Origin of the sequence: Sphingobacterium suaedae (genome assembly GCF_042684625.1) — a bacterium.
GTDB lineage: Bacteria > Bacteroidota > Bacteroidia > Sphingobacteriales > Sphingobacteriaceae > Sphingobacterium > Sphingobacterium suaedae.
This window is the reverse complement of record NZ_JBHULR010000015.1, coordinates 506,991-519,674: the sequence shown is the minus strand read 5'-3', so window position 1 is coordinate 519,674 and position 12,684 is coordinate 506,991. Positions and strand designations below refer to the sequence as shown.

General features: G+C 44.0%; 7 protein-coding genes. 1 reads left to right on the top strand and 6 read right to left on the bottom strand.

What is annotated here, in order from left to right; all coding sequences use genetic code 11:
- Positions 1 to 42 precede the first annotated feature (42 nt).
- On the bottom strand, positions 43 to 1,779 hold the full coding sequence (locus tag ACFSR5_RS17805; protein WP_380905824.1) for a RagB/SusD family nutrient uptake outer membrane protein: 1,737 nt from the start codon (positions 1,777 to 1,779) through the stop codon (positions 43 to 45).
- Positions 1,780 to 1,790: 11 nt separating this feature from the next.
- Positions 1,791 to 5,000, bottom strand: coding sequence for a SusC/RagA family TonB-linked outer membrane protein (locus ACFSR5_RS17800; protein WP_380905823.1), 3,210 nt, complete (start codon positions 4,998 to 5,000; stop codon positions 1,791 to 1,793).
- A 737-nt stretch (positions 5,001 to 5,737) separates the two neighbouring features.
- On the opposite strand from ACFSR5_RS17800, the gene ACFSR5_RS17795 reads away from it, so the two are divergent.
- Entirely contained in the window at positions 5,738 to 6,412 is a 675-nt protein-coding gene (locus ACFSR5_RS17795) for a helix-turn-helix domain-containing protein (RefSeq protein ID WP_380905822.1), read from the top strand.
- A gap of 169 nt (positions 6,413 to 6,581) precedes the next feature.
- Here ACFSR5_RS17795 and ACFSR5_RS17790 read toward each other — a convergent pair whose 3' ends face one another.
- From ACFSR5_RS17790 to ACFSR5_RS17775, 4 genes are all read right to left on the bottom strand, one after another.
- A complete protein-coding gene (locus tag ACFSR5_RS17790) occupies positions 6,582 to 7,556 on the bottom strand; it encodes an Rpn family recombination-promoting nuclease/putative transposase (protein WP_380905821.1) in 975 nt (324 codons plus the stop codon).
- A gap of 318 nt (positions 7,557 to 7,874) precedes the next feature.
- The gene (locus tag ACFSR5_RS17785; RefSeq protein WP_380905820.1) at positions 7,875 to 8,852 is read right to left on the bottom strand and encodes an endonuclease/exonuclease/phosphatase family protein; all 978 of its coding nucleotides are present in this window, start codon (positions 8,850 to 8,852) and stop codon (positions 7,875 to 7,877) included.
- Between the two features lie 49 nt (positions 8,853 to 8,901).
- Positions 8,902 to 10,941 carry a phosphodiester glycosidase family protein gene (locus ACFSR5_RS17780; protein WP_380905819.1) on the bottom strand — a complete coding sequence of 680 codons (2,040 nt, stop codon included), beginning with the start codon at positions 10,939 to 10,941 and terminating at the stop codon, positions 8,902 to 8,904.
- Positions 10,942 to 10,944: 3 nt separating this feature from the next.
- The gene (locus ACFSR5_RS17775) at positions 10,945 to 12,681 is read right to left on the bottom strand and encodes a RagB/SusD family nutrient uptake outer membrane protein (RefSeq protein ID WP_380905818.1); all 1,737 of its coding nucleotides are present in this window, start codon (positions 12,679 to 12,681) and stop codon (positions 10,945 to 10,947) included.
- Positions 12,682 to 12,684: the final 3 nt, after the last annotated feature.

The window sequence follows — 12,684 nt, the reverse complement described above, 5'->3', positions numbered from 1 at the left end:
ATGAAATTTTGCTACATGATTATCTTTTCGGGTCGTAAAATATCAATCCCAATTCGGATTCTGTTCCAGCTTCGGATTCTTTGCGATCTCCGAGGTCGGTAATGGCCAAAGATAATCTTTAGCAGGATCGAACCTCCTCAAAGTTGAGGATTGTAAGATAATATATTTTTTATCATTAACGGGCGTCGAAGCCGACCAGTTTGCACCGCTGGTCGTTAAATATTCGTTAAACAAATAGCTACCTAACAATGTCTTAGGTAATTCTATCTCTGCGGTTTTCCATCGAATCAAATCCCAATAGCTGAGACTTTCAAATGCGAGTTCCACCTTACGTTCCCGGCGTATTTCCTGACGCATATTCAACCCATTGGCTGCAACAAACGCATTCGTCAGGGCCGGCATGGATACGTAATCTGGCGAAGCTGTTGTACCGGCATTTACTTGAGGTAGGCGTGCGCGCAGGAGATTAATGGTTTTGTTCAAATCTTGATCTGAGATTTGCCCATCCAGTTCATACACCGCTTCAGCATAGTTCAGTAACACTTCTGCGTATCGAAGGACCGGCCGGTCTATATAGGATGCCTGCAAATTCCAAAACTCTTTATTGGCATATTTTCTAATTCCATAGCCGCTCCGTTGCAGTGTAGAGTTCGGGATAGTGTAATTGCTACTCGTTATAAATTCGTCTCCTCGTTTAAAGATGGTAAAATTCATTCGCGGATCTTTCTTTTCGAAGTATTCTGCATGCGTCATCGTAGCATTTGGTTCCTGATACAACGGTGATTTATCTTTTGGTAAACCATCGATCATCAAATAATTATCTACAAAATTCTGTGTTGGAATAATCGTATTACCTTCTAGATAACGTTGCACTGGCGTACTAATAACTGCATTTTCGCGATTAACTCCATATGTTCGTACAATAATATTTTCTTTATTGGCCCGTCCCTCTCCTTGTAATTGAAAGAGATTAAAATATGCATCATTTAGTTGCTGTCCCTCCGCTCCTGTCCGAGGTTGGCTGAATAAATTGTGTGCTTCGGAGGCCATTACCGCCTCAGCAGCCTGTTTTGCTAAAGTAAGGTGTTTTCTGAAATCGCCATATTCGTGAAACTTTGCACGTGTACCCTCAAAAAGAGCAACCCGGGACTTGAACGCTAGCGCGGCGGTTTTAGAGATGCGTCCATACTCTTTCGCTGCATTAATTTCGTCTGCGGTTCTCAGTACAGTTGCCGCATAGTCCAAATCGTCATAAATCTGCTGTAGAATCTCTTCCCGGTTTGCTCGAGGGGCATATACATCCGGATCGCTAACACCCATTGTCTTTGTAATCAGCGGCACTCCCCCGTAACGTTCGAACATTTCAAAATAATACATAGCTCTAAAAAAGCGAGCCTCTCCGACGTACCAATCGATTTGTGTCTGATTCCCTCCTTTAGCAGCAACTTCCGGAGCCTTTTCAATTAATTTATTTGCTTGATAAATTCGATAATAACTATAATCGCTATCCGTTGCCGGCGCAATACGGGATCCATCACTGATTGAATTTCCATTACTTCCAGGATAAGCGTCGGTCGACCAGTTATCTTGAGATATTTCAGCGGAAGTCAACCCGGGAAGCGTTGAATAAAAGTAGTTAGCTGCCAATCGAAGATCGGCGGTTGTATTCCAAAAATTAGCGTCGCTCACTGATGTCTCCGGGATTTCTTCAATATCACATGACACAAAAAGACCTAAAACCAACGAGGATCCAATTATATATTTTGCAATTTTCTTCATCGTACAAAAATTTAAAAACCAATATTTAAGCCTACCGAAATAGTCGTTGCAAACGGGTAAGGCGAGACTTTGCCATCTTCAGGTTTCAATTCCGGGTCAATCACGCCCTTAAATACGCCCAACTTAGACACCGTTAAGAGATCCTCTCCCGATGCGTACACACGTAGAGTTGAAAACGGAAGACGTTTAACTTTCGATTTACGTAAAGTATAACCCAATTGTATGTTTTTCAATCGAGCATACGCCCCACTTAAAAACCATCTGTCCGCATTCTGGAAGTTCTGATTTCCTTGTAAGTAAGGCCTTGGAAACGCTGCATCTGTGTTTTCAGGGCTCCAGTAGTCCATATGAAAGTTCATTGGCAGATACCAAGAATATAATTGCGGCTGTATTAATTCGTTGCTAGGTTTGAATTTCCGCTTACCAATTCCCTGAACAAAGAAGCTAAAATCGAAATCTTTATAATTCAAGTTTACATTAAATCCATATTGATAGCGCGGATTTATGTCACCAAAATAAACAAGGTCACCAGTGCTTCCTAGACGATTATCGCCAGGACTGATTTCGCCGTCACCATCTAGATCCAGATACCGAACGTCCCCTAGCCCCGGTACGCCGGCAGCGTTCAAAATTTTTTCGTAACTCGGTGCATTCTGTAAATCCGCCTCTGTTTGAAAGTATCCATCACTTTTGTATGCCCAAATGGAATTCAGAGCGTATCCTTCGACCAGATTATTTACCCCTGAGTAAACGACGTCATTCGCACCTCCGTACTTTATCAATTTATTTTGGTTGTCGGCTATATTGAACGACACGCTGTAATCAAAGTCTTCGCCTACCCTATCCTTATAAGTTAATGCAGCTTCCCATCCCCAAGTTTTTAGCTTCCCGTCGTTCGACTTTGGTACCCCTATTCCAATTGTAGCAGGCAAACTAACGGTCACTAGCATATTGTTGTTGTACTTGTGGTAATAATCAAACGATCCTGTTAATTTATTTTTCAACATACTGAAATCTAAACCAATATTCCGTGTTTCAACCGTCTCCCACGTCAAATCAGTAGCCGGTATCAACCCTTGATACAAATAAGTTTGCCTTAGCTCTCCTAACAAAACATTACTGCCAGACGACAACAACGAAAGATAGTCATAGTAGCCAATACCTTGCTTTGATCCTACTTTTCCCCATGATACCCTCGGTTTTAGCTCGTTCACAAGATGTGAGATCCCGCCGAACCATTCCTCTCGCCCTATATTCCAACCCGCGGAAAACGACGGAAAAACTTTCACTCGTTCACCCGCCGACAGCCTAGAGCTTTCATCGCTCCTCACGGTCGCTTCAAAAAGGTACTTTTGATCGTAATTGTAATTGAAACGCCCGAAATAAGATTGCATTTTTTCTGCTTCCGCATATTGATTATGCGATTTGTTCAAAGCGTCCGATGTAAAGTTTAGACTGGGGTTGTCATTGACATAAAGATTTTTCGTACTGGCTAATAGATACTTATAGTCATAGGCGAACAATTGATATCCTCCCATGATATGGATATTATGTTTCTCTGCCAATTTCAGATCATAGTCGGCAATGGCTTGGTAATTTTGGCGGAGCGTGTTATAGTTCGTAATGCTGTAATTATTGGGGTTATTCAATTGACTGGCGGAAGATGCTTCCGGTCCAGAATAAAATGTAACGGTCCGTCTAAAGTTTCTATTCTCATGAACAACATTTTCACGGCTATACATGAGTTTCACCTCTAAACCTTTTACAAGATTATGGACAGTGGCTGTAACGTTATTAAAGTAGTTGGATTTCCTATCCGTATTAAATCCGCCATCTTTCAAGAGTGCATAACCAAAAGCTGATGAAGTTCCGCTTCTATAGTATGTGCCGTCCTCATTAAATATCGGAAAACGCATACGCGAAGAAAAAAACTGGCGTAAGATCGCATTGCCGCCTCCGTCAATTCCATATCCCCCATCCTGTGGATTATCTGTTGCTTCATTGATGTAAGAGCTCCCTATATCCAGTTTTAGATATTCATTTACGTTGGCTGAAATATTTGCTCTTGCATTCCATCTCGAAAAATGGTCGTTCCCAACCTTAAACATCCCCCCTTGGCTCATATTTCCCACCGATGTCAAATAGGTGACTTTTTCGTTTCCTCCTGAAATCTGCAGATTATTATTGTACATTTCGTAGGACTTTTTTACCACCTGATCAATCAAGTTCTCTTTATTGTACGTTCTCCACAAGTTATTGTCGCCCAGAACGAAAGTCGGTCCGTTTACTGCGTACGCCAAATCTTCTTCACTGTACTCAGGAGCCATATTGGCATTTGCTCTCGCTAGATTAACATAATTCATCTCGTCAATGAGCGACAACCGCTCAGGAATATTTGCCGGGCGCTGCCAGGCTGTGTTACTAGATATTGATATTCTAGCAGGTCCATTCTGTCCTTTTTTTGTCGTTACCAAGAGCACACCACCGGCGGATTGAGCGCCGTAAATTGCCGTTGCTCCCCCGTCTTTCAGTACTGAAATATTCTCAATGTCGCTGGGATTTAGAGCCATAAAGGTCGTCGCTGCACTAACCACTCCATCGATTACAATCAGTGGCGGAACGTCTCCGTTGGCAGATGTAGCTCCACGCACCTGAATGCCTAAGCCTTGTGCCCCCGGTCGGCCCGAGTTGCGTGTGATGACCAGTCCCGGGGATGCCCCTTGCAACATATTGGCTACAGTAGGAGAAGGTCTATCTTGCAATAGCTTGGTATCAATTTGTGATACAGCACTCGTCAGGTTCGATTTTTTTTGTGTCCCAAAGCCCACGACGACAACCTCTTCTAGCGTATCCTCTGCTGGACTTAGTACTACTGAGGCGGCGTTATCCGCTTTGATATCCTTAGGCATGAAGCCTACGCTAGAGACAGATAGTAGCGCATTAGGATTCGTCAGCCGAAGGACGAAATTACCATTCGTATCGGATGTTGTGGCGTTGGTGGTACCTTTTTCGGCTACGGTCGCTCCCACGACGGGTGCTCCGGTTTGATCCACAATTTTTCCTTTAATCGTTGTTTGCATGTCGGCTACTTCTTCAATCACCAGACGATTGTCTCGTGGTGCAGCCTGACCATCCGTTATCGAATAAAGTAGAACGGGAAACAGAACCGCCAATTTCCAATGCAATTGACGCTGTTTTTTAGCTGAGTAATGTTGGTTCATACTTACTTGATTAGTTATAGTTATCGATTACGAATCTATCGAAGAAAAAAGGGAATAAAAGATATTGCGTGGCAGTCAAACGTTTGCACAACTAACGAAAACGTTTTCTTTGTAATAACACAAACCACTTTATAGTATATTTGTCACCAATGTAGCCTTTATGCCTATTTTTCTAAAAGAAGTCTAAGACGCATAACACTGAACCAGTCTATAAGAGTTAATTAGCAGAGACCGGGAATCATACACAGAAGCAATATTTGAAATAGCATTTATTTTATCTCCTTCAATATCAAGAGATTTGATAAAAGATCATCCAAAGCACTATTTTTTATCAAATTCGTGACTCAGTAATCTCACCAATTCTTTTACCTATCCTGCATTGAAGGTTTGTCACTTTCCATATACCGACTATTATGTTTTTCGGTTACATCTTATGTTTTAGTTATTCTATGAACATCCTGACAGGCAATCAAGGTTCCGCATTCGAAAATAATTGCATGAGTAATCATAATTCTACTATTTTAGATTAGCAATAATTGATTTTTTGCGTCGCAACCGTATTACTTTGCAAATATATTTCTATATTCAGTTTTAGTAAAGACCCCATTAAAGGTTCTTTGCAACAAATGGAATTATATAGAACCAAAACATCAGTCCAGAAAAATGAGGTACCAGATTTTTATCGTATTTTTTTAACTTATACCGATTAAAACCAACGCCTATTAACTACATAAATCATGAATAATTATCACGAACTATACCTAGAATTGGACCGTATTTTTTCCGCATTGAGCCAAGCCGACTTACTTTCGACATCCTGTTGTCAAGATGAGCTGTTTCTACACATTATAAATCAATCCAATTTTTATATTACCGTACATGATGTGGAATTTTTCCGTCCCTTGTCTATCAATGAACAGATGCGCAGTTTTTACGGTTTTGAGGAACAAATTTTCCGAGGATTGGATCATTTCTATTACCTCCGTACTATCCACACGTCAACCTATCATTCATTAATCGAATCAATGGCTTTTTTCAGAAAGGATTTGCCCGGAAATCTCGACTTAACCTATAAACTATTGCACGCTAGCGGAGAATGGAAACAAACTATAGGCACAACCAAAACAATTGTTCGTAATTCCCGTAACAGGCCAAAGATAGCGCTTACCATCATGCGCGAAAATACTAGCGAATTACCGAAGTCCGTTTACGAAAATTTTGCAGCCCTCACTACTCGCGAACGTGAAATCATAGGTCTGCTTATCGCAGGATTAAGCAAAAAGGAAATTGCCGATAAGCTCTTCATTTCGTCGGGAACTGTAGTCACCCATACCAAGAATATCTATAGGAAATTACAGGTAAAGAAAATAACGGAACTTGCACATCTTGTTGATCTTTTTGATATGAAGTGAACTTCCGCGGTACAATTTTAAGAAACAGATGTCACTTTCAACGATCTGGCTGGTGGGGATGAATTTGCAGGTCCTTTAGGGAAATCGGACATCCTTTTAGAAAACGAAAATTCCGGTGGTATATAAAAAAGGCCGAACAAATTCGGCCTTCCAATATCATAAAAGCTGACTACTTCAGCTTTTCTATTTCCTTTTCGGACAGTTTTGTAAAATGCGCAATCTGGTCAATTGGAAGCCCTGCGTTAAGCATTTCAGTTGCAATATCAATGGATTTTTCGCGTTCACCCTCCAGTTTACCTTCTATAATCCCTTCCCGTTTACCTTCTATAATCCCAGCTCGCTTACCTTCTATTAAACCCTTTCGTTTACCTTCAGCGCGACCGGCCCGTAATGCCGAATTAAATGCACTTTCAGCATCCCGTTTATGTTTTAAACTTGCTTCGTACGACATAAGGTCCTCCTTTGTTAAATTTCCAACCTCTCCTACCTCAAAGATACGACCAAATATCCGCTTATCCAAAAATGACGGCAGACGATCCATTTGACTCAAATGCTTTAAAAGGTAGATCCATTGATCCATGACCGAAGCTAGCTGTTTATCTGTTTTGGTGAATGTGGGCAAAGAGATCAACTTGTAGCCTAGTTTATTATAAAAAACCTCATGCGTTTGTCTGTCACATAGGGCCACATCATGGAAATACGGCCTTTCTGTATCATGTGAGACAAGCTCCGGTCCATTACCCACCATACTAAATTCCAATATTCCAATAAAATAGATCTCCGGTAAACAATAATCATTGCCCTTCTTCCCACGAGGCAGTTGCTTATTTATCAGTCGCGATGTATAATAAACCGCTCGATCCTTAAAGAATTCCTGAAATAATTGCTGCATTTCAACAATGAAGTGTTCACCGTCTTTACCGATACACAGCAGATCGAATACAACACGACGCATCTCTTTGCTGTCTCCGTCATGTTCAACAGCCGTATATCGAATATCCGTTATTTCTTTTTCCCCCTCAAAAAGACTATTGAGAAATGCAATAAGTAAAATCTTATTCTCTTCTCTACCGAAATAAAATTTCCAGCCGAAATCGGAAAGAATATCGACATATTTACCGAGTTTCTGTTTAGACTTGCTCATAATTTCTATAATTTGTTACCGAGCAAATATATCAATAAAATATGAAAACTAAAAATATTAGCATTATATTTTAGTTCTGCAATATTAGGCAACTCGAAGATGTTTATTGAGATCTAAAAAGGGTTTTCATCTGACTATAGCCCCACATGCTGTCATTGGGCCTCGTTTTTCACATTAAATGTCCATTAATATGTATACGTACCGTGAATACGAATGATCCTTCTCCAATATTACTTTAAATGATATCGAAGCAAAAGTTTGCCCTATGACACCGCTCGGTGCACGGGGCAAACAAACAAAATTTATTCCTTTACAATTCTACTGCCATAAGGCCGATCCTTGCAATGTGTTATGGTCACTGATCGGATTGGGAAACCGGGACTTTGCATCTCCCTCCATACCGCCGAAATGCACCGCAGAGAAGAAGATATAATCCAACTTCTTTGTCTCGTTGAATGTATATTCCCCCCCACGGCAAAAAGTCAATGGCGTAGCACAGTTATGTGATTCGTCACATTCCTGAAATTGCCCCGTTCCGGCACTATGGGAATACATCAATCCCATTTCCGGTGCCGTCGGTAAGGCGTTAAAGTCTCCGGTAACGATCACCGGTTTCCCTTGCGCGATCCATGCCGAAGTCTTATCCACAATATATTCGATCTGTTTTAATCGCCATGCGGCATCGATAGACAGGTGCGTGGTGCAGACCCGGATTGTCTTTCCGTCCAGGGGCACATCGGTATACAGCAAGTGCCGCGGTTCGGCTCCCGTGGCATTCGGCAAGACAAAATACGTGCTGGAAGCAGGAGAAGTTCCTTTAAAAAAAATGGCATTTCCAAAGCCGGTTCCCCAACTTGCATCATAATTATCACAGCCTCCCGCTGTCGTGGTACTCGCATAGGTGGCGCCATACCCCCTAGCAATGAGGGATGAACGTATCGCCCTGTACTGTGAATAACAGATCTCGTTGAAGGTAATGATGTGTGGCGTGTAGCTATCTATGGCCGCCAGTACCTTGGTCATCCGACTGGTGGAACCCCGGGAATCCACACCACCGCTTTCTGGATGCGTCGCAACCCAACACACGTTGCCACAGATATTTAGATGCATTACTTTTTTCCGAATATTGCTGCTAAGCGCCTGCGCTGTCATCGGCTCCACAGCGGCTAGATGCTCCAAATCGGTATCCTGCGTATCTAGAGGAGAGCGATCGCAACTTAAAATACTCATTAAGCCGAGCATTATCCCGAGAGGGCCAAATAAAATACTACTTTTTATCCATTTATATGTTTTCATAACTTTACAAGTTTATAGGTATGATTCATCGTATTACCAAGACGCGCAATTAATAATAATCAGCATAGTCGCCTCTTAAAAATAACCATTGCAGGATCGGTCTGCCTTTCGCATCCGTGGTGGATGCCCAAGGGTTATTCGGCCCCAGTTTCCAGCCCAGCACCGAATTATAATTGTTCATATCCCGCAGGAAGGTATCGGTCTTCGTTTCGCCATCAAAGGCTGTTTCCTTAACAGTGACCTCTCCCGTGACATAGGCAGAAGCAGGCACAGGCAACCCACTTTTCATGACGACCACATCAGCTGATGCCCAACAGTTTTCGCCCTGGGCGATCACACCGTTGACCAAGCCCATCGCCGAAGAGATTCGTCCAGCCGTACCGTCTCCCACATTACTTACGCTGCTATTGAACGACACCAATCCTTTAAATTTCGAATCTGCCCATCCGACCACACCTCCTGCACCTTTTCCTGAGCTCGTATTGGAAAGGACTTTACCGGAGGAGAAGCCGTTTTCGACAACGCCACCATCGTATATGATTCCGACCAGGCCTCCGGCGCGGCTGTTACTGCTACCTGCATTGGTAGCGATCACTTCTGCTGACGAGAAACAGTTCATTATCTTGCTGGGTTGACCGCTATACGGTTTACCGAGATTACCGATCAGCCCTCCAACGGCATCTGTACCCGTAACTTTTCCGGTAGAAAAGCAATTTTCCAGTAGTCCGGTCTTCGCGGCCTTGTCTGGCGACCGTAATCCTAGATAACCGCCAAATGCGCCAGCCCCATTGCTGGATTCAATGTCCACGTTGACAAGCCCCAGATTTCTACAACTACCAAACAGTACCCCGAAGAAACTGCCGTAAGACGATTTGGCGACCTTGAGGTTTTTGATCACATGCCCGTCGCCGTCAACATGCAGGTATTTTGCGTAGGGATCCACATTGTTGAGCGGTATCCAGTTACGGCCTGCCATATCAATATCCGAGGTCAGCTTAAAATAATAGGGATTGCTTTCACTGTTGGACCAGTTTAAAGTGTGCATGTTCTGCAAATGTGCAGCTGTAGCGATTAAATAAGGATTGCCCTGCGTGCCGTCGCCTCCGGCAAAGGTATCCCCATCCTGCCCTTTCTTCTTGACCAGAATGAAGGTACGAAGCATACGTTGTCCATAGTGGTCACGCACTCCGTTATCCGTCGGATAATTGACGACCCCTTTATATCCCTTCTCCTTTACGTACATAGTGGAGGAACCACCGCCATCCATATTTAACGCATATTGGGGCGAAAAGTAAGTCGTCATAAACTGGGTTACTTCTTTAGCTGTCATGCCCGCTGATGCTGGAAACCGGCCATCGATCGTAACTAGCAAGAGCTTATTATCTTCCGTCAGAGCGATGACCGTCCGCGGATGCCGCACCCCTTGGTGTCGTCGGTAATCCTCGTAATCTAAGTTGTTTAGATTAATACCGCTCACATCCCCGATAAAGTCTTCACCCACTTTTTGATAGTTATCGACCAGCATCGGTGCTCCAGAAAAAATATTCAAATAAGGTGACACCGCATAGCCGTCCTTAGTGCCATAGCCTATCGTCAGATCCTGTCCCGAATTGTAGGAAATGGCACCTTCGTGTTTCCAAAAGCGCAAATGCCCCGGCGACAAGGTGATGCCCGAATGCGTCGTGCCGTTCGTTTTTATAAAACTGGCATCAGCTTCATATGTCCCGTTGATACCTATGATTGCGTCCCGGTTGGCCGCTACCGCCGACAGAGTATCTTGTGCGCCCAAATGAATAAATTCCAGTTCATACTCGGGGTCCGTCAGGTCTACCTCGACCACGTTGACAAATTGATTGGCGGTCTGGGTCTGTATGTATTTTGAAAATTGATAATGGATCAAACCGTTATCCATGGTGTCGATCACCCATCCGTCCCTGTCTTTTAATGTTTCATTGGAAAGGGGTGGTGCAGGTTCTTTGACCTCTGGTAACAAGTTTTCGTAGGCAGAGTTATCCAAAAATCGCTTACTGCATCCCGTAACCGAATAAAGAGTGATGATCAAACCTATGTATGCTATTGTTCTTTTCATGACTTACCAATTTGGATTTTGAGTGAGTGTTTTATTGGAAAGATTGATCTCTTCCGAAGGGATCGGGAACAGGTAGTCCCTGTCTTCCCGGAATACCCGGTCGATATTTCCGTGCACGACAATATAGCCCTTGTTTCCCTCCGACAGCACAATATCTTTGCCGACTTCCAGAAAGATGCTGGCAGGAGATGAAGGCTTAGCCCCCTGGTAGAGGCAGAGATCGGCCGTACCATTGTTATCCAGGTCGAAGTTACCCAAACGACCGAAGTACATTCCTAAAAACGGTTTCTCAAAAAGTTTGCCGGCTTTCCAGCGCATCATATCGTCGTAGCGGAAACCTTCCATCATAAGCTCCACAGTACGTTCCCGTCGAATCTCGAGGATCACCCCTTTGTCAGTTCCTTCGACATTCGGAAACCCATAGGTACCCTGCGTCAAATACGGATCCGGGTTAGCATTGGCTTGCGTTAGGTTTAGCGCTGGCATCCCCACACGCGCGCGTAGCAGGTTTACTGTTTTATTCAAATCGTCCTGTGACAGTTCGCCCAGCACGGCCTTAGCTTCCGCGATATTAAGGTAGATCTCCGCTATACGGAAGAGCGGGATATCTGCAAAACTCTTGCCCGATGCATCGTAGACCTGTTCCATACTGTATTTCGTCAGGTGATAACCGGTAACAGAAAAGGTAAGATTGGGAGCAACCAAAATACTGCTCCCCAGCCGGGAATAACCGGGCGTGCGGATCGTTTGGGCCAGACGAGGGTCCCTGTTTCTGGTTTCCTCGACGAATTCCAGCTTATCGTAGTTGGGAATATCGGTAAACCGCCCACCCGATGTGGTTAGGTAATAATTCACCACGCTTTTTGCTAGGCCAGGACGGCCACGTGTGCTGGAGTTCTCAAAGTTCTGTGCATCGTGCAATAAACCAAGCCCTTCGTCGTAATCCCGCGCCAGGATAACTTCCTGAGCGATAGCCTTCGTGTTGGCAAAGAGATCCCTATAAGGTTGCGCTCCGGTTTTGTACAGCGTGTAGCCACCGTTGTCGATCAATATTTTCGAGGCCTCCACGCAGCTATTCAGGTACCGCTCGGCGTCCGGCATCCCATGATATGTCCGGAACGTACCTTCAAATAAGGCCATCCGCGATTTCAGGGCCAAAGCCGTCCACCTATTCACCCTATAGACATCTTTGACCTCAGATAAGTTGTCGATGGCAAAGTCCAGGTCCCGCAGGATAGAGTCGGCGATCAGCGTTCGGCTATCTCGGGGCTTGAACAGGTTGGGATCCTGCGAGCCCAAAACCGTATTAAACCAAGGAACTTCTCCGAAACGCTTAAGTTTTTCAAAATAGAAATAAGCCCGAAAAAACCGCGCCAGCGCGTTATATTGATTTCTGACCGCCAGATCGGCCGTTTGATGCGAATTGGCCAACAAGTAGTTTATCCGTCTTAAAGCCTCCCAGTCCCATCCGCCGCCGGTAGCGGGTACAGTTCGCTGTCCAGATATCGCGGCACTTAGGGGTGTGATGACTAAGTCATCTGCATTCTCTCCGTACAGACTCGCTGCCGAAGGTAAGACATCCGAATAAAATTTGTTGCTGTATAAGCGCAGCTCCTGTTCATTGGAGAAGAAGGTTTCCGGTGACAGGGCGGCAAGCGGCGTCTTATCCAGGTCACACCCCGTCAGCAGGGCCAGGATAAACATCGCGCCAATGATATATTGTTTTATAGCAGTATTCATGAT

Coding starts and splice junctions, on each gene's coding strand:
- ACFSR5_RS17805 (WP_380905824.1), bottom strand. CDS start 1,779: ATGAAGAAAATTGCAAAATATATAATTGGATCCTCGTTGGTTTTAGGT.
- ACFSR5_RS17795 (WP_380905822.1), top strand. CDS start 5,738: ATGAATAATTATCACGAACTATACCTAGAATTGGACCGTATTTTTTCC.
- ACFSR5_RS17780 (WP_380905819.1), bottom strand. CDS start 10,941: ATGAAAAGAACAATAGCATACATAGGTTTGATCATCACTCTTTATTCG.
- ACFSR5_RS17775 (WP_380905818.1), bottom strand. CDS start 12,681: ATGAATACTGCTATAAAACAATATATCATTGGCGCGATGTTTATCCTG.
- ACFSR5_RS17790 (WP_380905821.1), bottom strand. CDS start 7,556: ATGAGCAAGTCTAAACAGAAACTCGGTAAATATGTCGATATTCTTTCC.
- ACFSR5_RS17785 (WP_380905820.1), bottom strand. CDS start 8,852: ATGAAAACATATAAATGGATAAAAAGTAGTATTTTATTTGGCCCTCTC.
- ACFSR5_RS17800 (WP_380905823.1), bottom strand. CDS start 5,000: ATGAACCAACATTACTCAGCTAAAAAACAGCGTCAATTGCATTGGAAA.